General features: G+C 63.9%; 21 protein-coding genes and 1 pseudogene. 16 read left to right on the top strand and 6 right to left on the bottom strand.

All coding sequences use genetic code 11. The annotated features are described in order from the left end of the window. Positions 1 to 81: 81 nt before the first annotated feature. The 6 genes from ACIA8C_RS23085 (at position 82) to ACIA8C_RS23060 (ending at position 6,750) form a co-directional block, all read left to right on the top strand. On the top strand, positions 82 to 951 hold the full coding sequence (locus ACIA8C_RS23085; protein WP_397137873.1) for an alpha/beta fold hydrolase: 870 nt from the start codon (positions 82 to 84) through the stop codon (positions 949 to 951). A gap of 29 nt (positions 952 to 980) precedes the next feature. Beyond that, on the top strand, positions 981 to 2,162 hold the full coding sequence (locus tag ACIA8C_RS23080) for an SDR family oxidoreductase (RefSeq protein ID WP_397137871.1): 1,182 nt from the start codon (positions 981 to 983) through the stop codon (positions 2,160 to 2,162). A gap of 9 nt (positions 2,163 to 2,171) precedes the next feature. Then, entirely contained in the window at positions 2,172 to 3,155 is a 984-nt protein-coding gene (locus tag ACIA8C_RS23075) for an alpha/beta hydrolase (RefSeq protein ID WP_397137869.1), read from the top strand. Beyond that, complete coding sequence (locus ACIA8C_RS23070; protein WP_397137867.1) at positions 3,152 to 4,981, top strand: acyl-CoA dehydrogenase; 1,830 nt, start codon at positions 3,152 to 3,154, stop codon at positions 4,979 to 4,981. Before ACIA8C_RS23075 ends, ACIA8C_RS23070 begins: the two co-directional genes overlap by 4 nt. Before the next feature lie 277 nt (positions 4,982 to 5,258). Next, entirely contained in the window at positions 5,259 to 6,155 is an 897-nt protein-coding gene (locus ACIA8C_RS23065) for an alpha/beta fold hydrolase (RefSeq protein WP_397137865.1), read from the top strand. 94 nt (positions 6,156 to 6,249) lie between these two features. After that, a complete protein-coding gene (locus tag ACIA8C_RS23060; RefSeq protein WP_397137863.1) occupies positions 6,250 to 6,750 on the top strand; it encodes a hemerythrin domain-containing protein in 501 nt (166 codons plus the stop codon). 56 nt (positions 6,751 to 6,806) lie between these two features. Here the strand turns inward: ACIA8C_RS23060 and ACIA8C_RS23055 are convergent, their stop codons facing one another. The 3 genes and pseudogenes from ACIA8C_RS23055 to ACIA8C_RS23045 form a co-directional block, all read right to left on the bottom strand. Next, the gene (locus tag ACIA8C_RS23055; RefSeq protein WP_397137862.1) at positions 6,807 to 7,409 is read right to left on the bottom strand and encodes a CinA family protein; all 603 of its coding nucleotides are present in this window, start codon (positions 7,407 to 7,409) and stop codon (positions 6,807 to 6,809) included. Then, positions 7,399 to 7,581, bottom strand: a pseudogene (locus ACIA8C_RS23050) (ornithine decarboxylase); the annotation flags it as partial. The gene ACIA8C_RS23055 and the pseudogene ACIA8C_RS23050, both read right to left, overlap by 11 nt. Positions 7,582 to 7,700: 119 nt before the next feature. Then, on the bottom strand, positions 7,701 to 8,894 hold the full coding sequence (locus ACIA8C_RS23045) for an alcohol dehydrogenase catalytic domain-containing protein (RefSeq protein ID WP_397137861.1): 1,194 nt from the start codon (positions 8,892 to 8,894) through the stop codon (positions 7,701 to 7,703). A gap of 174 nt (positions 8,895 to 9,068) precedes the next feature. Between ACIA8C_RS23045 and ACIA8C_RS23040 the strand changes: the two genes are divergently transcribed. The 7 genes from ACIA8C_RS23040 to ACIA8C_RS23010 all read left to right on the top strand — a co-directional run bounded on the left by ACIA8C_RS23040 (position 9,069) and on the right by ACIA8C_RS23010 (position 14,506). Beyond that, positions 9,069 to 9,395 carry a hypothetical protein gene (locus ACIA8C_RS23040; protein WP_397137859.1) on the top strand — a complete coding sequence of 109 codons (327 nt, stop codon included), beginning with the start codon at positions 9,069 to 9,071 and terminating at the stop codon, positions 9,393 to 9,395. A 197-nt stretch (positions 9,396 to 9,592) separates the two neighbouring features. Next, complete coding sequence (locus ACIA8C_RS23035; RefSeq protein WP_397137857.1) at positions 9,593 to 10,138, top strand: universal stress protein; 546 nt, start codon at positions 9,593 to 9,595, stop codon at positions 10,136 to 10,138. Positions 10,139 to 10,255: 117 nt separating this feature from the next. Next, positions 10,256 to 10,411 (top strand): hypothetical protein, encoded by a 156-nt coding sequence (locus ACIA8C_RS23030; protein ID WP_397137855.1) that lies wholly within the window; start codon positions 10,256 to 10,258, stop codon positions 10,409 to 10,411. A gap of 445 nt (positions 10,412 to 10,856) precedes the next feature. Then, the gene (locus ACIA8C_RS23025; RefSeq protein ID WP_397137853.1) at positions 10,857 to 11,018 is read left to right on the top strand and encodes a hypothetical protein; all 162 of its coding nucleotides are present in this window, start codon (positions 10,857 to 10,859) and stop codon (positions 11,016 to 11,018) included. Between the two features lie 80 nt (positions 11,019 to 11,098). Further along, on the top strand, positions 11,099 to 12,202 hold the full coding sequence (locus ACIA8C_RS23020; protein ID WP_397137851.1) for a RimK family alpha-L-glutamate ligase: 1,104 nt from the start codon (positions 11,099 to 11,101) through the stop codon (positions 12,200 to 12,202). Further along, the gene (locus ACIA8C_RS23015) at positions 12,195 to 13,274 is read left to right on the top strand and encodes a SagB/ThcOx family dehydrogenase (protein WP_397137849.1); all 1,080 of its coding nucleotides are present in this window, start codon (positions 12,195 to 12,197) and stop codon (positions 13,272 to 13,274) included. The genes ACIA8C_RS23020 and ACIA8C_RS23015 overlap by 8 nt, the downstream gene beginning before the upstream one ends. Beyond that, the gene (locus ACIA8C_RS23010; RefSeq protein ID WP_397137847.1) at positions 13,274 to 14,506 is read left to right on the top strand and encodes an MFS transporter; all 1,233 of its coding nucleotides are present in this window, start codon (positions 13,274 to 13,276) and stop codon (positions 14,504 to 14,506) included. The genes ACIA8C_RS23015 and ACIA8C_RS23010 overlap by 1 nt, the downstream gene beginning before the upstream one ends. Positions 14,507 to 14,747: 241 nt before the next feature. Here ACIA8C_RS23010 and ACIA8C_RS23005 read toward each other — a convergent pair whose 3' ends face one another. From ACIA8C_RS23005 to ACIA8C_RS22995, 3 genes are all read right to left on the bottom strand, one after another. After that, a complete protein-coding gene (locus ACIA8C_RS23005) occupies positions 14,748 to 15,977 on the bottom strand; it encodes a hypothetical protein (protein WP_397137845.1) in 1,230 nt (409 codons plus the stop codon). Further along, positions 15,974 to 16,570, bottom strand: coding sequence for a hypothetical protein (locus tag ACIA8C_RS23000; protein ID WP_397137843.1), 597 nt, complete (start codon positions 16,568 to 16,570; stop codon positions 15,974 to 15,976). The genes ACIA8C_RS23005 and ACIA8C_RS23000 overlap by 4 nt, the downstream gene beginning before the upstream one ends. A 305-nt stretch (positions 16,571 to 16,875) precedes the next feature. Further along, positions 16,876 to 18,036 (bottom strand): radical SAM protein, encoded by a 1,161-nt coding sequence (locus ACIA8C_RS22995; protein WP_397137841.1) that lies wholly within the window; start codon positions 18,034 to 18,036, stop codon positions 16,876 to 16,878. 558 nt (positions 18,037 to 18,594) lie between these two features. On the opposite strand from ACIA8C_RS22995, the gene ACIA8C_RS22990 reads away from it, so the two are divergent. From ACIA8C_RS22990 to ACIA8C_RS22980, 3 genes are read left to right on the top strand one after another with little or no spacing between them, the layout of a single operon-like run. Beyond that, positions 18,595 to 19,470: a TauD/TfdA dioxygenase family protein gene (locus ACIA8C_RS22990; RefSeq protein WP_397137839.1), complete on the top strand. Its 876-nt coding sequence runs from the start codon at positions 18,595 to 18,597 to the stop codon at positions 19,468 to 19,470. Beyond that, positions 19,467 to 20,003 (top strand): FcoT family thioesterase, encoded by a 537-nt coding sequence (locus ACIA8C_RS22985; protein ID WP_397137837.1) that lies wholly within the window; start codon positions 19,467 to 19,469, stop codon positions 20,001 to 20,003. The genes ACIA8C_RS22990 and ACIA8C_RS22985 overlap by 4 nt, the downstream gene beginning before the upstream one ends. After that, positions 20,000 to 21,538 carry a long-chain-fatty-acid--CoA ligase gene (locus ACIA8C_RS22980; RefSeq protein ID WP_397137835.1) on the top strand — a complete coding sequence of 513 codons (1,539 nt, stop codon included), beginning with the start codon at positions 20,000 to 20,002 and terminating at the stop codon, positions 21,536 to 21,538. The genes ACIA8C_RS22985 and ACIA8C_RS22980 overlap by 4 nt, the downstream gene beginning before the upstream one ends. Positions 21,539 to 21,543: the final 5 nt, after the last annotated feature.

The raw sequence follows: 21,543 nt of genomic DNA, 5'->3' as shown, positions 1-21,543 counted from the left end.
TCCGGGCATCGGAAATGCCGCGGCGCGCGCTGCATTCGCCTGAGCCGCAGTGGGAATAAGACCCATCAGGAAGGATCACCCATGTCCGAAACTGCCCTACCATCGCTGGACGTCCGCTACCGCGAGTGCGCTCCGCTGGTCACCGACCGTGGTATCGAGATCTATTACGAAACCAACGGCGACACCGGCCCGAATGTGGTGCTGCTCAACAACTTCTACAGCATCGCCCCGATGTGGCGGACCTGGGCGCCCACCTTGTCGCAGGACTATCGGGTGACCACCTACGACCTGCGCAACCAGGGTGCGACGACCGCAGGCTTCGAGGCGGTGAGCTGGTCCGACCATCTCGACGATCTGCGCGACCTACTCGACGGGCTCGGACTCGACAAGGTCTATCTGGTCGGCACCTCCACCTCGACGCTGCTGGCCCGCGACTTCGCGATCGCCCACCCCGACCGGGTGGAAGGCGTTGTGCTGCAAGCGCCGTCGTTCTCGCCGTACACCAGCCGACGGCGCCGAGCCGTCACCCGGTCGTGGCTGAACACGCTGGAGAGCGCGGGCACCCCGGCCCTGTGGGACCAGCTGTATTCGCAAATCTTCTCCGATCAGACCATGGCGGCGGGCGGCAACGCGCTGTACCTGGGGCTGCGGGAGATCTTCACCTCCCTGCACTCGGTCGCGTCACTGCTGGCCAATCTGACCTCATCGCTCGAGGCGGCGGACGACCCCGACTCGCTGTCCACCTTGGTGTGCCCGACGTTGCTGATCATCGGCGAGAACGATTTCCTCTGGAGTCGCAGCTCGGCCGAGGCCGCCGCCCAGCTGATACCGGACAGTGAGCTGCTCTTCCTGCCGAAGATCGGGCACCTGCTGTCCATGGAAGCCACCGAGGCGGTCGAGCAGGCCATTCGCACATTCATCGGTGGCCTCGAATCGGCGAAGCAGCAATGACTTCGAGCCCTCCCGAAAGGCAGATTCCCATGAGCAATGCCGCAACGCATGTGGTGACCGGCGGTACCGGCCTGGTCGGCGCCGCCCTGATCCTCGAGCTGCTGGACGCCACCGACGACGAGGTGTTCGCCATCGTCCGCGGCAGCGACGACGCCATGGCGCAGCACCGGCTGGACCTGGCCCTGCAGACCGCCGCCGAGGATTTCGGCCGCGTCGACCTGATTCCCGACATCGAGCAGCGGGTCCGAGCCGTCGCAGGCGACATCCTCGAGCCCGGCTGCGCGGTCGACGCCGCGCGACTGCCCCGGATCACTCAGCTGTGGCACTCGGCGGCCTCCCTGCGCTACGAGGATGCCTACGCCGACGAGATCTATCGGCTGAATGTTGGTGGCACACAACATGTGCTCGACCTGGTGCGGGATCTCGGCGGTCCGCAGCTGAACTACGTCAGCACCTGCTACACCGCGGGTCGCCGCACCGGGCTGCAGTACGAGGAGGTGCCCGAAACCACCGAGTGGGCCAACAACCACTACGAGGTGTCGAAGATCCGCGCCGAGCGCTTGGTCGCGGGCAGCGGGTTCGACTGGCGGATTCTGCGGCCGAGCATCGTGGTCGGCCACTCCGGGACGGCGGCGGTCACCACCTTCTCCGGGATGTACGGATTCGCCAGCGCGCTGATGAAATTCCGGGAGCGGGTGGCGGAGGTGTTCGCGCACATGATGCGGTACCGCAACGTGACCCTGCTGTGCGATCCCGTCGCCGAGCTGAACTTCGTGCCGGTCGATCTCGTCGCGCGCAACGGCGTTCAGGTGGGATTGCGCGGGCCGGTGCGGTCGGTCTATCACCTGAGCAACGCCGAATCGCCGAGCACGCAGCAATTCATGGATATCGCGTTCCCCTGGGCCGGCCTGCGCCCGCCCCGGCTGACCTCGGATCGCCGGGAGCTGACCGGCATCGACGAACTGCTCGACGGCGCCATGGAGTTCTACGGCAGCTACTTCCACCACAGCAAGACATTCGATCTGACGAACACCGAAGCCGTTGTGGGGCAGTCGAATACCGGAGCGCCGATGGGGCAGCAGCGGTTGCGCGAGCTGCTCGACTGGTACCGATTGCGGATATCCGCCGACGGCCGCAACTCCTTCCCGGCCAAAGTCGCTTTCGCTTACACCGAACCGGTCCGCTCGGCGGCTGCGGTGCGGACGTCGTAGGAGGTTCCGGTGCCACTCGATCGAATTCTGCGCGGCCTGATCCGATGGCAGACGGCCGACGGTCCGCCGCAGCTGTTCTCCGACCTGCCGGTCGAGGAGGCGCGGCGCCGATATCTGGCGAACGCGATCGGGTCGCGTCGTGATCGTTCCGGCTCGGACGCGATCGCGACGGCGGACCACACGTTCGACGTCGGCGACGGCAGCGTGCGGGTCCGGACCTACACGCCGCGCGAGGACGCCGAGCGGGTCGTCACCTATCTGCACGGCGGTGGGTGGGTGCTCGGCGACATCGAGAGTCATGACGGGCCGTGCCGTGGGCTCGCCGCGTTGCTCGACGCAATCGTGGTGTCCGTCGACTATCGACGAGCGCCCGAATTCCCCTATCCCACACCGCTATACGATGCCATTGCCGCCGCCGGATGGACCGCTCGCCGCTATCCGGGCCGAGTCCATGTGATCGCAGGCGACAGCGCGGGCGCCAATATGGCCGTCGGCGTCGCGGTGCACGCACGCGACGCAGGCGACTTCGATCTCACGGCGCAACTCCTGCTGTACCCGCCGGTCGATCCCAGTCTGAGTTATGTCAGGGACAGCGAGTGCGCCGAGGGCTACTTGCTGACCGGTTCCGAGATGCATTGGTTCTACGACCAGTACCTGCCGGATCGGCGACTGCGCAACGAGCCAGGCGTGGCGCTGTTGCACGCGGATCTGCGCGGACTGCCGCCCGCCATCGTCGGCACCGCCGAATTCGATCCGCTGCGCGCCGAGGGCGAGGCGCTCGCCGACAAGCTCGGTGTGGAAGGCGTTGCGGTGACGCATATTCCGGGTCCGGGGCTGGTGCACGGCTTCTTCCTGATGCAGGACCTCGTTCCGGCGGCGGCGGCGCACGGGCGCCGCATCGTGCGGGAACTGGACACTCTGCTGACTTCGGCGCACCGCGACAACGGCATCCGCGGCCAGGTGGCCGCGGCAGAGTTCGGAGCAAAGATATGAGTCACTACCGGGGCAACGTCCGCGATCTGGAGTTCAACCTGTTCGAGGTGCTCGGCCTCGGTCCGATCCTTGGCGCCAACGCGTTCGGCGATCTTGGCGTCGACGCGGTCGAGGAAATCCTCGCGGAGGTCAATCGACTGGCCGAGGGGCCGCTGGGGGAGTCGTTCGCCGACGCCGACCGCAACCCGCCGGTGTTCGATCCGGCAACGCACGGCGTCACGCTGCCCGAATCGTTCAAGAAGAGCTTCCGCACCCTGCGTGACGGTGGCTGGGGCAGGCTCTTCGTCGCCAAGGAACTCGGCGGTATCGAAGTGCCGAGGGTAGTCATGTGGGCGGTCGCCGAGTTGATCCTCGGCGCCCAGCCCGCGGCCTTCTTCTACGAGATGGCCGGTACCGCGTTCGCCAACATCTTCTACGACAACGCCACCGCGGAGCAGCGGGGCTGGGCGCGCATCGTCGCCGAACAGGGCTGGGGCGCCACCATGGTGCTCACCGAGCCCGACGCCGGCTCCGACGTCGGCGCCGGGCGCACCAAAGCCGTTGCGCAGGAAGACGGCTCGTGGCATATCGAGGGCGTCAAGCGGTTCATCACCTCCGCCGACGCCGACGACCTTTTCCCGAACATTATGCACCTGGTGCTGGCCCGTCCGGAGGGCGCAGGTCCGGGCACCAAGGGTCTTTCGCTGTTCTTCGTGCCGAAGTTCCATTTCGATTGCGAGACCGGTGAACTCGGCGACCGCAACGGCGTCTTCGTCACCGGCGTCGAGCACAAGATGGGCCTGAAGGTCTCGGCCACCTGTGAGGTCACCTTCGGCGGCAACGGGATTCCGGCCAAGGGCTGGCTCGTCGGCGAGGTGCACAACGGCATCGCGCAGATGTTCGACGTCATCGAGCAGGCCCGGATGATGGTCGGCGTCAAGGCCGCCGCCACGTTGTCCACCGGATACCTGAATGCGCTGGCGTATGCGCGAATCCGGATCCAGGGCCGAGACCTCGCCCGCGGTGGGGGCTCGTCCGCGCCCAAGGTACCGATCATTCGCCATCCGGATGTGCGCCGCGGCCTGGCCATGCAGAAGGCATACGCGGAAGGTCTGCGCGCGGTGTACCTGTACACCGCGGCGCACCAGGATGCCGTTGTCGCCGAACAGGTTTCCGGCGTTGACGCCGAACTCGCCGCGCGGATAAACGGTTTGCTGTTGCCGGTCGTCAAGGGTGTCGGTTCCGAGCGGGCCTACCAGTACCTGACCGAATCACTACAGACTTTCGGCGGCTCGGGCTTCCTGCAGGACTACCCGATCGAGCAGTACATCCGCGACGCGAAGATCGACTCGCTCTACGAGGGCACCACCGCCATCCAGGCACAGGACTTCTTCTTCCGCAAGATCGCCCGTGACCGTGGCGTCGCGCTGGCCCACGTGGCAGGCCAGATCCAGAAGTTCATCGACTCCGAAGCGGGCAACGGCCGGCTCAAGGGTGAGCGCAAGCTGCTCGCCACCGCGCTCGAAGACGTGCAAACCATGGCCGCCACACTCACCGCCCACCTGATGGGCGCCCAGGAGAACCCGTCCGAGCTGTACAAGGTCGGCCTCGGCTCAGTCCGCTTCCTGCTCGCGATCGGCGACTTGCTCATCGGCTGGCAACTGCTGCGCCAAGCCGAGGTCGCCATCAAGGCCCTCGACAACGGCGCCGACGAGTCCTTCTACCAAGGCAAGGTCGCCGTCGCCCAATTCTTCGCCCGCAACGTCCTCCCAGAACTCACCGCAGTCCGCACGATCCTGTCAAACCTCGACACCGACATCATGGACCTGGACGAAGGCGCCTTCTAACACGCTTTCGCCAGCGATGCGGCAGGGCGATCAGCCCACCTGACGGGGAGACTCGGCGACGGCTCTGATGCCGCTTCGTAGAGGAACACCTCTTCCCGCCGCATGAGCCGGCACCGAGTCGGTGGCAATCGAGCGGACACTGCGGTGCGAATGCTGTGGGGTGGCTGACCTCGGTTCGGTTGCCCGACTCGGGGTACTGCCGTTGTGCGAGCCGCCCGGGGCGGTTCGGATCCGCTCGATCCAACTCGGCACGGCAGAGTCAGGAACGCTACGAATGATGTTCGATAACTTTCAGACCGCCGTCGTCGAGGACGGCACCGCATCAATCTTCGTCCGTTACGGCGGTACCGGGCCGGCGGTACTACTTTTGCACGGTCATCCGCGGACGTCGGCGACGTGGCATCGGGTGGCTCCGGCCTTGGTGGAGCGAGGTTACTCGGTGGTGTGCCCGGATCTGCGCGGGTACGGCCGTTCGCGTGGACCGGCTTTCACAACCGACCACACCGGCTATTCCAAGCGGGTGGTCGCGGCGGACATGATGCGCGTCATGCGGGCGCTGGGGCACGACCGGTTCGCTCTCGTCGGGCACGACCGTGGCAGCTACGTGGCGTTGCGCATGGTCCTCGACCATCAGGACGCCGTTTCGCAAGTGGTGCTGATGGATTGCCTGCCCATCAGCGAGCATTTGTCCAGGATCACGCCGGAGTTCGCGACGCGGTGGTGGCATTGGTTCTTCTTCGCTCAGCCCGGCACTCCGGAGCGCGTCATCAATGCCGACCCCGACAGCTGGTATCAAGGTGATCCGGATGTCATGGGGCGCGACAACTATGACGAATGGCGGGCGGCAACGCGCAATCCAGAGGTGGTGCGCGCCATGCTCGAGGACTATCGAGCCGGGCTGACCATCGACCGGCAACACGAAGCCGCCGACCGCGCCGCTGGCCGGCGAATACATTGCCCCACACTGATTTTGTGGTCGTTGCGCGATGATCTGGAAGAGCTGTACGGCAATCCACTCGACATCTGGCGATCGTGGGCCGTCGATGTGCGTGGCCACGGTATCGACTCCGGACACCATATGGCCGAGGAAGCACCGGCGGAGCTCACCACCGCATTAACCGACTTTTTCGCGCGCCCGCGAACGAGTGACGATGAGACGATAGCTGTCCCGTAGCGCTGCACCCGAAATGGGTTGCGCGTGGTTTCGCGCACGGCAAGCGGGGCATATCGGAGAGTGCCTACCCGACCCCTCATTTCGGAGGACTGTTATGAGCACCGATGCGATCGTGTTGCTGCGTGAAGACCACAAGGAGATTCGAAAGCTGTTCCGGGACTTCGAGAAAGCGGGTTCCGGCGCGTATGTGACGAAAGGCCGCGTTGTTGAGAAGATCATCGCGGGGCTTACCGCGCACACCTACATCGAGAACGAGTGTATGTATCCAGAAGTCCGCAGACTGGTCCCTGACTTGACGGACGACATTCTCGAATCGTATGAGGAGCACCATGTCGCCGACGTGCTCGTAACCGAGCTGGCCGCGATGAAGCCGGACGACGAGCATTTCACCGCCAAGGTCACCGTGCTCATCGAAAACGTCGAGCACCACATCGACGAAGAAGAGCACGAGTGGTTCCCGAAAGTCCGGGAAAAGCTGGGCCGCAAGCAACTTCAGGATATCGGCGCGCGGATGATCGAGCTGAAAAAGCAGGCCCCGACATCACCTGCCCAGCCCTCGGCGGTGAAAAAGGCGGTCGACGCGGTGCTCTCCTGACGTACGGGGACGACGATGCGCCCGGTCCGTCCCGCTCGGGTGCTGCACGAAACTGCTTACCCTGCACCATCATTCGCCGCCCGTACCAACAACTCCAGCGCGAAGTCGACCGTTTGGCGCAGCACCTCGCCGGGGTCGCCCGAGAAAAGTTGACGTGATGTCTTCGTCGACGTCTCGGTGGCCACGGCGAACCACACCGTTCCGGGCGGCTCGCCGTCCTGCGTATCCGGGCCGCCGACACCGGTCACCGCCACGGCTATGTCGGCGTCCATCAGGGCTTTGACGGTGCGGGCCATGGCCTCGGCGGCTTGCTCGGACACGACCGGGCCGTTGGGCACACCGAGAACGTTGTGTTTGACCCCGCGCGAGTAGCCGACGATGCCGCCGCGAAAGAAGCTACCGGCGTCCGGCGCCGCGCCCACCGCGGCCGCGAGCTGTCCCGCGGTCAACGACTCCGCCACCGCGACGGTCTGCCCGGTGCCGAGTGCTGCACGGGCGAGTTGTTCGACGGCGCGGTGTCGCGAATTGGCGCTGGTCATCGGGCGACGACTCGACTGGTGTCCAGCTGCGAGTCCGCGGCATCGGGCATACATGCCCGCGGCCACGCCCGTGCGCAGGTACTCCACCACCGCTTCATCGATGAGCTCTCCGGCGATCATCGAGCCCGGAACTGAGCAGCACATCAGCGCGAAACGCGTCCGCGCCGAGCACCTCGGCAACCCGTCGATCGACCCCACGGCCCTGCCGGTGCCCGGGCGGAGTGAACCCGTATCTACCGACGCGCTGGTAGTCCGCCAACGCATCTACCAAGGGAGCTCGAGAGTGGTCCATATCCGGGGTATTACCCAGTAAGACAGCGAATTCTCAGCAAGGACCCATCGACTTCGCGCAACTCTCGACCCGAGGTCTTCGGTTGCCACGCTGGTTGGCACTCGCGCTCGCCCCGAGTATCAGTTCCGAGCCTGCGGATCGAGCACGATTTTCACCGCACCGTCGGTCTTCTGCTGGAACGAGGCGTAGGCCTGCGGCGCGGAAGCGAGCGGAAGACGGTGGGTGGCAAAGGTTTCCACGCCGAGCGGATCGTCGTCACCGAGCAGCGGCATGATGTCGTCGACCCATCGTTTGACATTGGCCTGACCCATCCGCAGCTGAATCTGTTTGTCGAACAACACCCGCATCGGCAACGGATCCAGCATCCCGCCATAGACCCCGAGCAGCGATACCGTGCCGCCCCGGCGCACGATATCGATCGCCGAGTTCAACGCGGCAAGCCGATCGACACCCGCGGTATCCATCATCTTCTGTGCGACGACATCGGGCAGCAGACCAGCTGCCGACTGCGCGATGTGCGCGATCGGCGATCCGTGGGCTTCCATCCCGACGGCGTCGATCACCGAATCCGTGCCGCGGCCATCGGTGCGCTCGCGGATCATGTCGCCGAGGTCGCCACCCGCGGCATCCAGATCGATCACCTCGATACCGCGACCGGCGACTCGCGCCAGACGCTCCGGAACGCGATCGACGCCGATCACCCGATAGCCGCGGTGCGCCGCGACCCGGCAGGCCATATCGCCGATCGGACCGAGTCCGAGGACAGTAACCGACCCGCCCTCGGGCACCGCCGCGTACTCCACGCCCTGCCATGCCGTTGGCAGCACATCCGACAGGTAGAGGAAGCGCTGATCGTCCGGGCCCTCCGGCACCTTCACATGAGTGAAATCCGCGTGCGGCACCCGCAGGTACTCCGCTTGCCCGCCCGGCACCTGCCCGTACAGCTTGGAGTAGCCGAACAGCGCTGCCCCGCAACCGTATTCACGCACCTGCGTGGTTTCGCACTGGGTCGGCAGCCCGGTGCGGCACATCAGGCACCCACCGCAGCTGATCTGGAACGGAATGACAACGCGGTCGCCCTCGGACAGCCCGGTAACCGCCGCCCCCGTGGCGACGACGCGTCCCATCGGTTCGTGACCGAGCACATCGCCACTGCTCATATACGCGCCGAGCACCTCGTACAGATGCAGATCCGAGCCGCAGATGCCGGTCGAGGTCACCTCGATGATCGCGTCGGTCGGCTCCTCGATTCGCGGATCGGGGACCGTCTCCACGGTGACCTTGCGCTTGCCCTGCCATGTCACGGCTTTCATCGCTACTCCTGATCGCGTCGGTCGATCGAACCCCGGTGCCCTGGCACGTACCCCGGTGATGCCCGCCGAAACCGCGCTGCCTCGCCGCCGAAGCCCGGAGCCTCCTTGTTCGGTTGAGCCAAGTCACGGCGGGTACAGCCCCGCTAGTTCCATCCACTCGGAAGGAGACATCGCATGACGTACGCACACCGGGAACCCGTTTCCGCACCGCAGCACCGAGACCAGGACGGCTTCCCCGACCACGCCAGAACCACCAGGAGCCACGCAGGTGAAGGCATCGAGGACGGCTACAACATCCCCGGAATTGTTCTGTGCGCGCTCGGCATAGTCGCGCTGGCCCTGTGCCTGACCGCCGCCGCCTACGGTTTCGCGGGCTGGGCCCTCATCGCCGGCATCTCGGCCGTGGCACTAGCAGGCACCGGCGTCGTATGGATACTGCTCGAACACCGGCGCATCAAAGCCAAAGAAGGACTCGGCCTCACCGACCAGCGGGGGCATTGAGGGCAGCGCCCGACAGGGTCGGCCGACCGCGGGTTCGATCCAGCAGCAGACTCGTGTTCCTCCGGTTGGAACACACTCGCGTCTCGCCGAGGACGAGCAGGGACGCTGAGAGGCAATTTCCGAAGCTTTGTTCGAGCGACGACGCTCGTCTCGAGCCGAGGAACCGCGCCTCGTTCTCATGCTGCCAGGAGAATCCCATGAACAGCACGTATCGAACCATCGTCGTCGATGTCGATGGGACAGACATATCGCAAGTAGCTGTGCGCCGAGCGGCGAGCATCGCTGTCGTCAACGGCGCAAAACTGATTCTGGTGTGCCCCTACGAAAATTCGCCCCTGCGTGACGCCGACGCGATAGCCGACATCCTGAAGAACGACGCGTACATGATCCGCGGCTCCTCGCCCGCGAACGAACTCCTGCGCACGGCCGCAGAATACACAGCAGAGTTCGATATCAAGTCCGTCGCACGACGCGCCGTCCAAGGCCCACCTGTCAAGGCACTACTCGCAGTCGTCGCAGAAACCAACGCCGACCTGCTAGTCATCGGAGACCGAGCCACCAGCACCGCAATCGGCCGCCGACTGGGCACACTCTCCGACACAGCCGCCCGCAAGTCCCACATCGATGTCCTCGTCGTCTACCCAACATGTGAGAGAACGCGCGCCTACCGTTCAAAAAGAGCTGGAGCCCGCCACCGCCCCGCCGGCCTCCGCATGCTGCTACGTCCCCGTTTCGAATCGTGACCCGCTTACGCCACCGCTGAACGCACGTCGCTCAGGAAGCAATGCAACCTTGAATCAACTGCTACAGAGCAACTTCCGTACGCCGTCGCCCGCGACAGGGAACAAGCCGGGCGGAACGTGGCACAACTGCGCGACGAACCAGGCGACGAGTACTACGAGAGTTACGAGTACTACCAGGACTTGCCGCCGCCGCGCGAACTGCCAACCGGCCAGCTGGCAGCAATCCTGACCCGACTCGGTGACATCGTGTTGGACCAACCGTGTCGCGGATAAACCTCGCATTCCAATATCGAACGCCGAAGCGATCGTGGCGCGGCGCTCTCGCCCTTCCTCCGTTCCGGTCGGTCTCGTTCGTCTCGCCGCGCACATCAATACGCGATCGTGGTCTGGTCTTGACGGGCTGTCCGCGCGAGGCGGTCATAGTGGTGAATCCAGCACGACCGGCCACGAGTTGTGACTCGCTGCATCGCGTAATACTAACTGCAACAACACATTCAGCGGTTCGCTGGATGGACCGGTGCATAGTAATCCGGCCGTCGGTCCGCCAGGCTGGTGAGGTTCCCCGGCGGTACACGGACCGCGAGCGAACGCAGAGGAATGGTTCGATGGGCGATTTCTCGCCGACTTTCGCGGTATCGGATGGCGGGCGTCGATTCGACGATCGCATCCGGCACCGGTTGTCGGGGGATGCGATTCCGTGGAGGGAGGTGAATCGGAAATGAGTATTGAACAGATGGCACAGGCGTTGATCGACCTGACCGCGGCGGACGAGACATCGTTGCGTTCCTGGTCGGAGATCGAAGACGCCACCTTCACCGCGTACGCGAGCGCGTACCTCGGTGAGACCTTGCCGCCATGCAAGGGGTGTCACGGCGAGTAGTTCCGTGACGTAGCAGATCGGTGGGAGCGCGGGGCCCCGCGCTCCCACCTCGAAGACGCTCGAAGACGAAGGGAACGACTATGAGCGCGCCGAGCACCGCGGAACGTGCAGACCGGTATCCGGCCACCATCCCGCTATTGCTGCGTGCAGAGCCGTTCACGGCGGTGGCCCCGAACTCGTGCAACGACTTCCAAAGCCGGGTCGGGCGTCCGACTGTGACCGATCAGGATGGGGCGACGCCCTGCGTGGTGGTGTTCACCCGCGCGGTGGATCGGGAGATCGACCAACTGTCGCTGTGGTTGGCAGCCCAGGGAATTCCGTTGTTGCGCATAGACAGCGACCGGTGCCCCGGGGCGGGGATGATGTGGGATCCGGCGGCCGAGATATTGCACTGGGAATCGCATCGGTTCCGACCAAGAGTGTGCTGGCAACGCTACTTCACCACCGAGTCGATGCCTGTTCCCGACGACGCGTTGCTGGCCCATTACGGGCGCGAGCAGTGGCCGGTGTTCGCCTCGGCGCTGTTCGGCGGTGCGGCTCGTGCGGTGAACGCCGCGATTCGACCCGGCCACCCCGATCGTGTCAGTCAACTCGCCGCCGCGCGCGCGGTTGGCCTGTCGACTCCAGCGACAGTGGTCGCCACGACGCTTGCCGACACCGCGGCCGCCATTCCCGGCGGCGGCGATCTGCTGGTGAAAAGCCTTGGGCGGCATGCAATCGAGCCCCGACCCGGCAGCCTGCGTGGCGTCTTCCCTCGACGGATGAGCCGTGCGCGTATCGCGGAGGAATGTGGTGTCGAGCCGGCTCCGGTGCTCGTACAGGAGTTCGTGCCCGCGTCGAGCGAGCTGCGGGTGTACGCCGTGGGGCAACGCCTCATCGGTTACCGGATCACCCGGACCAGCCCAGACGCTATCTGGACCGACCCCGCCTCGATACGAGTCGAGCCGGTGGTCCTCCCGCCCCGGCTCGAGGCCGCACTCGCCGAGCTGACCACGCTGTTCGGCCTCGACGTCGCCGCGTACGACCTGCTCGACACCGAAGATGGCTCGGTGTTCCTCGAGGTCAATACGGCGTGCGACTGGTTGTGGGCCGAAGCGGGAGCTGGCAGCGAGACCATCTCGGTCGCAGTGCGCGAACTTGTCGCGGGCCTGTACTCGGCGTACCGAGGAGCCGGCCGTGGCTAGGGTCCGGGTCGGAGCCTGCGGTGTGCTGTTCTGGGATGAGGGCAACCTGGTATGGGATGACTACGTCCGGCAACGCCAACTCGCGCTTACCGAGGACAGCCAGGAAGTGCTGCGCTGGTTCGCACAATGGCGTGAACTCGACACCGCCGACCAGTTGAGCCCGCGTCATCGGGCAATCGCGGATCGTCTGCTACAGACGGGCGTCCTTGTCCTGGAGCACTCGCCCGAGGACGTGGCCGAGCGCAGGCTGTTATCGGAGTGGCAGCCGTGGGGCCCTGCCACCCGCTACCACCACTTCGCCGCTCGAACGCTGGCCAACTCCCGGTACTTGGAGGTGTGGGAGGACGAGCTGCACTTCGCGGAGAAGGCTGTGCACGACCCTGCCCCGCAGGCCGCCAAGTCTTATCCGGAGCGTCCGTTGACCTTATTGCCGAAGGGCCGCCCGGACGACGCCGCATGGCCACGGCGCGACCTCCTCGATGTGCTGTACGCACGCCGGTCGACGCGCCAGTTCACCGGTGACCCGGTATCGCAGGCGGCGTTGAGCGCGATCGTCCAGATCGGCGGCGCGCCGGTCGAGGAACTCGACCATCCCCAGGTCGGCAAGGTGCTGTTCAAAACCAGCCCGTCGGCCGGTGCCAGAACACCGCTCGAAATGTACGTTTACGTGAATCGGGTGCAGGACCTCGCGCCAGGGCTCTACCATTTCGCACCGCTCGCCGGGGGGCTCGAGGATCTCGGCCGCACCGCGTCGGCCGACGAGCTGCTCGAGGCGGTCGGTGGCCAGCGGTGGCTGGCCGACTGCGCGTTCCTGGTGATCTATACGGCCGTGCTCGCACGAACCCGCTGGCGGTATCAGAGCCGTCGTGCTTATCGAGACATTCTGATCGAGTTGGGCCATGTCAGCCAGACGGTCCTGCTGACAGCGACAGCAATGGGCCTCGGCGCGGTCACGGCCACCGCCGTACGCGATGAGCTGCTCGAACGGCTGATCGGTTGCGACGGAGTCGCCGAGCCGGTGCTGGGGGTAACTGCCGTGGCCGTTCCGCGCGATCCGGTGACGCCGCGGTGATGCGAGAACCAGTATTGAAGCGCCGCAGGGACTTCCGCTTGCTGTGGGGTGGGCAGGCGGTCTCCCAGTTCGGCAGCCGGGGTTACGGGGTTGCGATCATGCTGTGGGTACTCGGCGCCGGTGGTTCGCCTGGCATGGTCGGTCTGGTGTCGTCGGTGACACTGGCGACTTTCACCCTGGCAATCCTGCCAGGGGGGTGGCTCGCCGACCGGTTCGATCGACGCCTGATCATGCTCACGGCCGACGTCGCCTCCGCACTGGCGGCAGGCTCACTGGCAATAGCGGCGGCAACCGGATCATTCCACGTGGTTCCGGTACTGACCGCGGTGGCGGTGCTCGGCATCAGCTGGTCGATCAGGGGTACTGCAGAGCAAACCGCACTGCCACACCTGGTGTCGTCCGAGGAACTTCCCACGGCCATGGCGCTCACCGAGGCGCGGGGATATGCCACCGGCATGCTCGGGCCGCCAGTCGCCGCCGCCACGTTCGGCTTCGGGCCGTGGCTACCGTTCCTCACCGACGCGATCTCCTATGCCGTAGCAGGCATTTGCGCCGCATCGATTCGCCGACCACTGCGCGAAGCAACCGGGGACGGCGGCCGGCCACCGCCCGCCGAACCTCCCGGCGCCGCGATACAGGAAGGGCTGCGGTTCTTTTGGCAGCACCGGTTCATCCGCGTGACCGCCTTGCTGTCGGCGCTGGCTGAGTTCGTGGTCAACGGTTCCGGGTTGGTCGTGGTGGTAATCCTGGTCCAAGCCGACGTCGCGACCTACTTGGTTGGCATCACCCTTGCCGCGGCCTACGGCGCGGGTCTTGTGGGGACAGCGCTATTCAAAACCGCCCAGCGAAGCATCTCCCCGCATGTTCTGCTGGTCCTTTCCGCCGCTGTGGGGGCGGCGGCCGTGGCGGCCATCGCATCCGGGACGCCCGTGGTCGCGGGCCTCGCCTATGCGGGACTGTTGCTGGTCCGTCCGGCCTGGCCGATTCTGGTTGGCACCCGGTGGCTCGACCTCGTTGAAGACGGTTTGCGTGGCCGGGTCATCGCCACCATCGACCTGGTATCGGCGGTCCCGATCACGTTGACTCCGTTGATGATCGGCCTGCTGGTCGCAGGCCTCGCCGCCCCGGCGACCGCACTGCTACTCGCCGCGGTACTCACCGCATCGGCACTGGTTATAGTGGCGAATCCAGCAATCAGGCAGGGTATTCGCAGGCCGGAAGTGCCCGCCTGACGGGGCGCTTCAGCCCGCGCGGCCCTCGTCCCGCGCTCCTCAACGCCTCGAACGCCGACTCTCGATGATTTCGGCGTGTGCAATGAAGTCGCCATCAGATCGTTGGCCGCGGCCGATCCCGAAGCGAGCGCCGCAGCGTTTGCCGCGTTGGTGTCGTCTGGGGATTCCGTGACGGAGCTACCCCGCACCTGAGGGAACTACTTGACCGCTGACAGACCAGCGCGTCCGGTCCTACGGCTGCCTACACTGCGGTCATTCGAATTGGGTAGCATCCGTCGTGGGAGATCAGAGCATACCCGTTATGCATTGCCGCCCTCACCAACCCCGTTTTGTAGAGACCCGTGCTTTCACACCAGCGCAGGGTTATCGGTGGCGCGTTCCTTCGGGTGAGTTCGGCCGTCGCGGGATCGGCTGTCAAATGAATTCCGTATTTCTCGTTTCGGAATTCGGCGGCGTCCTCAGGCGGCGCGCCCGGACCGAGAAGTGGAGTACGGGGAGGAAGTTCCGGCTTGTGCGAATGTTTCGAAATGTCGGCCAGTGCGTGCGTCAACATAAGTGCCGATTTTGCGGTGGGGTATGTCCCGGCGTTTGCCGTGATACAGATGACCTCGCGTGTTTCACGTACTACTATGACACAGGTGCAGAATCCGGCGTCGGCTCCTGCGGCGATACTGATCGCAGGGAGGTGGAGCCAGCCCTGATGGTAACCATATTCGAGTACCGTATCCGGGCACAGCCGCCGTATCAGGTGGGATATTTCGGCGGGGGATGCGTAGAAATTGGATGCGCCGATGCCATCGGCGAAAAGTAGATGGGGCCGCCAGCCCGTGGGATGGGAAGCGTCCGTGTTGTAGCCCTGCGCGCATCTTTCTATCGTGAGCATACTGCGCGTTCTGGCCAATTGGCCGACCCCGCCGGTCACGGAATCGAACAATTGTTCAATCGGGGCTCGGTTCAGATACTGCATGGTGGCGCCCAGGATCATCCAGTTCGTGCTGCTGTACCAGAACTGATCCTGCATACGTATTGCGTCTTCCTCGTCGCACTGCGTAAGGGCGATATCCATCAGATGCGCACCTGAAAGGCTGGTTTCCGGCGGGCAGCCTATGAGTCGGATGAAGGAATTGTAATCGCGCAGGTTCGTCCTGCAATCGATCAAGTCCAGAACCCGTAGACTTCCGATCGAGTCCGGGATTCCGAGAATAAGATCACCGATCGAGTCGTCGATCGAAAACTTTCCTTCGCCGCACTGTTGCTTCACTACTTCCGCGTGGATCACCTTTGCGACGGACCCGCAGTTGACACGAACATCGGGATCGAAGCCGATCCGCCAGTTCAAGTCCGCAAATCCAAGTGCGGCCGAATGCGAGTTTCCGGCTGCGTCGATGTACAGTCCGCAGGCACCGGGCGATTCTTTCGCACGCATCCGCAGGATTTGCTCGATGGCGGCGCGGTGAGTATCGACGTTCATATTGTCTGCTTCGATGTCGCTTCGTGGGTCAATCTCGGCAGGAACTCCAGAGCGGGATACTCGGCTGCGAGGATATCGATGTCGTCGCACACTGACGCCAGGCGCTCACGCTCGCGGTCGAGCAGTACCTTCAGAACTCGTGCGGTATAGTCGTCGGATTCCTTGCACATGTTTACTTCACCGGCGAGGTACAGGCATACGATCGAGAAGCTGATCACGGAGTGGGCGAAGCCGAACGCCGGACGAGCGGCCTGTTTCCAGGGGGAGTGGAACTTCGGCACCGACCGCTCGAGTGCGACTCCGGTCGCGGCGAGGTAATTGTTGAACCAGCAATGAGTGGCCTCGTGGAGCAGGTCGCGAGCGATGAGCGCTGGTATTTCATGCAGGATATTGCAGTATACCGAACCGGACACGGACGGATTGGTGAAGCTGGTGGCCGTGTCGGTAAGCGAAATCGGCCGCAGGGCAACGACTATCCCGACCGAGGCCGAGAAGATGCTGCCGTACTGGCTGGCGTTGAGGGACCGGCGGGCCGCGGCGATCCCCGCGGCGATCTCGGGCGTCGTATCGCGTCCCACCTCGTCGTCGAACACGCTCGGAATACGATTCATCCGATCCAGCGGAGAATACGTCACCGCGATACCGTCGTCGACGGATTCCAGTAGCGAGTGAAAACGCGGCCATCGTTGTGCGACGATACTTGCGATGTCCGACGGCGAACGCCCGTTCACAGAATAGACGAGCTGATGCGCGACCGCTTCGACGAAAGTCGGTGGCAGTTTGTTGCCGACGAGGGTGTCGTAGATGTCGGCATCTGCCAACCGGATGAGTCCTAATAAACGTTCGGTACGCCGCTGTCGGAATATTTGTATCGAGTCGTGGCTGAGGGATGTGATCGTCACTCGATCTCCGATCTGACGGCGTCGATAATCTCCATCCGAGAGGCACAGTATTCGTCCTCGCGGTCGCTTTTTCGCATCTCGCGGCGCTCGTGGAGCTCGCCCCCTCGGCAGAATTCCCAATAGGAGCAGCCGTTACACCGCTCCAGGAGATCTTTCCACTCGGCTGCATGTGTAGTGCGCGTATTTTCGAGCAGACGGTCGATCGAGGACGGGTCCGGCGAGAGGTCCATGACGCCGACCTGCCCGTTCTCGATTCTGTCGTGCGGCCCCATTCGACCATTGGGATAGACCGTGACGACATGGTTCTCGTCAGCGAAACCGAAAGTGGTAGATCTGGCGATTCGGCTGTTACCCGTAATATTTCCGACCACATTTACAACCGGTTCGAGCGAGTAGTGTCGCCAGTCGCCGCGGGCGATCCATTCCCGCATCACCGACACAACGTATTGGCTGTAGAACTCTGGGCTGACAGCCCATTCGGGACCATTCACACTCATCATCTGCAAAATTCTTGCCCCGCTCTGGCTGTTCCAGATACGCGGCTTCACGGTGAAGTCAAAACACGGTACCAACGACAGACCGCTGATCACATCACGCACTCGATGAAACGGCTCGAAGAATTCAACGGGGCTCACATCGACGTGCGCCGAATTGATTACAGATATGACGCCGGGCCGCTTCCCGTGGTCCGCGAGAATCTTCAGGGCGCGCACTGCCCCGTCATGCGTTTCTCGATCCGAATGATCACGGCGGTTGGAATTGGCTTGACCAGGACCGTCGAAACTCAGGCCCCAGTCGAGTTCCGGAAAGTATTCGTCGAACAACCCAATCCATTCCGGGTCGAGCAGTAGTCCGTTGGTTTGTATTCCGACCCCTCTGACATCCACTTCGCTGGCGTAGATGCTTCGAAGTATTTCCGCCATGCGCCGTTTGCCGACCAGCAGCGGCTCGCCGCCGTGCAGTATCACCCGCACGGGGTGACCAGCGAAAGTCTTCAGCGCCTTCTCGGTCAAGTCGCCGTCGAATCGAGCCGAGCCTTCATAGGGCTTGCGTCGCTCGAAACAATACGTGCAGTTTATGTTGCACTGCTCACCAGCCAATTTTAGGAGGACGATCAGTGGAGTATCCGGTGCAGGATGTTGTTTTTCTCGAATCATTGAGCGTCCCGACCTGGTAAGTGAGGAGATCGCCGATAGACGGCGGCAAGGACATACTCGCGCCGCCGCCGATCATCGACTCGAGGGCATCGGACAGTTCAGCCCCGAAGGGATTCCTGGATATCACGCCAGTCGCGCGATGACACCGAGGATGTGTGTGCGGTAAGGGCGTCGTCATCTGATGATCGGCCGAATGATCGGAGTTCATCGATGAACTCCTTGAAGCTGCTTTCGCGGTCGCCTGTTGGCACGATTCGCTCCTTGGATGGACTGTGGTCAGTCATGGCGATGGATATTGAAAACTGCAAATCATATGCTTGCACGATATGCGCCCCTGGAGGGCGTCCCGACATCTCGTGACAACCGAAAAGGCCGCCCTGTCGTTAGGTTGGAACGAGAACGTGCCATCAGCCTATGGACTTGATAATCGCCTACTTCCGGCCTTCTCATGCTCAGGGGCGCCACTGGTGTGACGCTTCGGTCGGCTGTGTCGGCGCGCGTCGATGGTGTGGAGCCTAGATAGGTCCGCGCGGAGGTGACCATAGTGATGGAGAGATCATGCAGCGGACAGCAGTCAAAATCAGTGCGCAGGGTGACTTCGGTGTCGTGGTCGAGAGATTCGATCCGACCTCGCCCGAGGACGTGGTCGAGGTCAAGCGCGCGGTGTACCGTGAGCGTCTTGCCGTGGTCAAAGCGGTCGATCTGAACCCGCACCAGCTTGTTGCGTTGGGGCGGCTCTTCGGGCGGCCGGTCTCCTACTACGAACCGATCTACCACCATCCAGACACCCCGGAAGTATTTGTTTCGTCCAATCTCGACAATGGGGAACAACGGATCGGTGTCCCCAGAACCGGGAAATTCTGGCATTCGGACTACCAGTTCATGCCGCGTCCGTTCGACTTGACTCTGACCCTGCACAAGGTCGTCCCGTCGTGCAGTCGCGGCACGTTCTTTATCGACATGGTCGCCGGCTACGGTGGGCTCGACGCCGGTCTGCGTCGCGCACTTGCGGGAACGACCGCTACGCACAGCGTCCGCCGCTACTACAAGATCCGGCCGAGTGACGTGTATCGGCCCATCTCCGAAGTGGTGGCCGAGATCGATGTCAGGACACCGCCGGTGACGCTGCCGACCGTGCACCCGCATCCGCGCACCGGCGACACGGTCGCCTATATCAGCGAAGGCTTCACGACCTCGATCACCGACTCCGAGGGCAATGACAGACCCGAGCTGCTGCACGAATTGCTCGCAGCCACGGGTCAACTGGACGAGACGTTCGAGCATCCGGCGATAAGGCTGCAGACCTTCGACAGTGGCGACCTGCTCATCTGGGACAACCGGGCACTCGTTCACCGGGCCCTGCACTCGGTAAACAACGAACCGTCAGTGTCGCACCGCGTGACCGTTCACGACGATGCGGGGATTCCGGCATGAGCACGCAGACATTCGCGCACGATCCCGAATTGCTCGACGATGTCCTCGGATGCTACAAGCCGCACTGTCGCTACTTGCGTGAACTCGTGGTCGAGTCCGCGGATACTCAGGCTAAGGCCACCGGCCTGTTCGAAATCCCCGAGTCCTGCTATATCGACTCGACCGGCCACCTCAATTCGGTCGAGGTGAACATCTGCTACAACCAGATGCTCTATCAGACCATCGCGGTTCTGGTACGACACCGGATCGGTCCGGTGTTCCGGGATTGGACGATGGCGCAGTACCAGCGACGCAAGCTGCCCGATGTCCTGATCACGCGCTTCGACAGCAGCTTCCGCAGGCCGATCGATCCGCGCCGGTTCCGCGGTGAGTTCAATTTGTCCGGCTACCAGCACCGCGTCAGCACGGTCGACGGCGCGGCGTTCACGGCACTGGACACTTCGTTTCGATGTTGGGACGAGACGGGCGGTGACTGCGCAGGCAGTGTGCGCGTGGCCATCGTGTCCGCGCGGCGACTGGAGGCGGTGACGTGAGCGACCGAACAATCACGGCGGTGCTCGACGAGCACGCCCGAGATCGGCCTACCCGCACCGCAATCGTTTGCGCCGGAATCGAACTCGATTACGCGACGTTGCGCGATGACAGCGTCCGCATCGCGGGTGGTCTGGCCGCCGAGGGGATCGCACCCGGTGACCGGATCGCGTATCTGGGCAGGGAATCGGTCCACTACTACCGGCTGTTCTTCGCCTGTGCACGCTTGCGGGCGGTGCTGGTACCCATCAATTTCCGGCTGACCGCACCAGAAGTCACGCATATCGTCCGCGACTCGGCCAGCACGATGGTGCTCGTCGACGCCTATACCGCCGACATCGCGCGTGCAGCGGTTCCCGAGCAACGAACCGTTGAGGTGGAGGGTGCGGAATTTGGTGGCTGGCTGGCTGACGGCGCCGCCCCTGAGCCAAGACACCGGCCGGGTGGGCGAGCCGATCCGGTGATTCAGCTCTATACCAGCGGGACAACGGGGCTTCCGAAAGGTGTGGTGCTGGCGCAGCGCAGCTTCTTCGCTATTGCCGAGGCGCTGGCCGACGCTGGGCTCGATTGGATCGACTTCCGCGACGGCGACCGCAGCCTGATCGGTATTCCTGGTTTCCACGTCGGCGGGATCTGGTGGGCCGTGCAGGGATTCGCGGCGGGCGTCACCAACATCGCTATGCCCGCGTTCGACAGTTCCACCGCAGTGGCATTGATCGAGAAGTCCCAGGTCACGACGATGTGCGTGGTTCCATCGATGCTGCGGTTGATCGTCGGCGAGCCTGGCGTCACATCCGAAACGTTCCGGTCGCTGCGCAAGGTTGTCTACGGCGGCTCCCCTATTTCCGAAACCTTGCTCCGCGAGGCGCTAGAACTGTTCGGTGCGCGGTTCGCCCAGATTTACGGCCTGACCGAAACCGGGAATACCGCGATCTGTCTGCCGCCGGACGATCATGTGCCGGGCAATCCGAGGTTGGCCGCAGCGGGCCGGCCATATCCGGGGGTGGCGGTGAAGATCATCGATGGTTCGGGAGCGCAACGACCGCCGCAGGAAGTGGGGGAGATCTGCCTGCGCTCACCGGCCACCATGCTCGGCTACTGGAACCTGCCGCAGGCCACCGCGGAAACCTTGCGGGACAGCTGGATTCATACCGGGGACGCGGGATACGTCGACGCCGAGGGCTATCTCTACATCCGCGACCGCTTCAAGGACATGATCATCGCCGGGGGTGAGAACATTTACCCGACCGAGATCGAGAACGTACTGGCACAGCATCCCGCCGTGGCTGATTCCGCAGTGATCGGTGTGCCGGACGAGGTGCTCGGTGAATCGGTGCACGCATTCGTGGCGTGCCGATCCGGCCACGAGGTAAGGGCGCGCGAGTTGATGGTGTTCTGCCGAGATCGGCTGGCGCTGTTCAAGGTTCCGGCTCGATTCGAGTTCATCGAGCGTATTCCGCGCAATCCGAGCGGCAAGATTACGCGTTGGCAGCTGCGAGACCGGTTCTGGGCCGGTCGGGAACGACAGGTCAACTGACTGGT

The sequence above is a fragment of the Nocardia sp. NPDC051321 genome, from assembly GCF_044455225.1.
Lineage (GTDB): Bacteria > Actinomycetota > Actinomycetes > Mycobacteriales > Mycobacteriaceae > Nocardia.
The sequence above is the reverse complement of the archived record's forward strand: the minus strand, read 5'-3'. Positions and strand labels throughout refer to the sequence as shown.

Coding starts and splice junctions, on each gene's coding strand:
- ACIA8C_RS23010 (WP_397137847.1), top strand. CDS start 13,274: ATGCGAGAACCAGTATTGAAGCGCCGCAGGGACTTCCGCTTGCTGTGG.
- ACIA8C_RS23070 (WP_397137867.1), top strand. CDS start 3,152: ATGAGTCACTACCGGGGCAACGTCCGCGATCTGGAGTTCAACCTGTTC.
- ACIA8C_RS23055 (WP_397137862.1), bottom strand. CDS start 7,409: ATGATCGCCGGAGAGCTCATCGATGAAGCGGTGGTGGAGTACCTGCGC.
- ACIA8C_RS23065 (WP_397137865.1), top strand. CDS start 5,259: ATGTTCGATAACTTTCAGACCGCCGTCGTCGAGGACGGCACCGCATCA.
- ACIA8C_RS23005 (WP_397137845.1), bottom strand. CDS start 15,977: ATGAACGTCGATACTCACCGCGCCGCCATCGAGCAAATCCTGCGGATG.
- ACIA8C_RS23060 (WP_397137863.1), top strand. CDS start 6,250: ATGAGCACCGATGCGATCGTGTTGCTGCGTGAAGACCACAAGGAGATT.
- ACIA8C_RS23040 (WP_397137859.1), top strand. CDS start 9,069: ATGACGTACGCACACCGGGAACCCGTTTCCGCACCGCAGCACCGAGAC.
- ACIA8C_RS23045 (WP_397137861.1), bottom strand. CDS start 8,894: ATGAAAGCCGTGACATGGCAGGGCAAGCGCAAGGTCACCGTGGAGACG.
- ACIA8C_RS23020 (WP_397137851.1), top strand. CDS start 11,099: ATGAGCGCGCCGAGCACCGCGGAACGTGCAGACCGGTATCCGGCCACC.
- ACIA8C_RS22985 (WP_397137837.1), top strand. CDS start 19,467: ATGAGCACGCAGACATTCGCGCACGATCCCGAATTGCTCGACGATGTC.
- ACIA8C_RS23080 (WP_397137871.1), top strand. CDS start 981: ATGAGCAATGCCGCAACGCATGTGGTGACCGGCGGTACCGGCCTGGTC.
- ACIA8C_RS22995 (WP_397137841.1), bottom strand. CDS start 18,036: ATGATTCGAGAAAAACAACATCCTGCACCGGATACTCCACTGATCGTC.
- ACIA8C_RS23085 (WP_397137873.1), top strand. CDS start 82: ATGTCCGAAACTGCCCTACCATCGCTGGACGTCCGCTACCGCGAGTGC.
- ACIA8C_RS22990 (WP_397137839.1), top strand. CDS start 18,595: ATGCAGCGGACAGCAGTCAAAATCAGTGCGCAGGGTGACTTCGGTGTC.
- ACIA8C_RS23035 (WP_397137857.1), top strand. CDS start 9,593: ATGAACAGCACGTATCGAACCATCGTCGTCGATGTCGATGGGACAGAC.
- ACIA8C_RS23025 (WP_397137853.1), top strand. CDS start 10,857: ATGAGTATTGAACAGATGGCACAGGCGTTGATCGACCTGACCGCGGCG.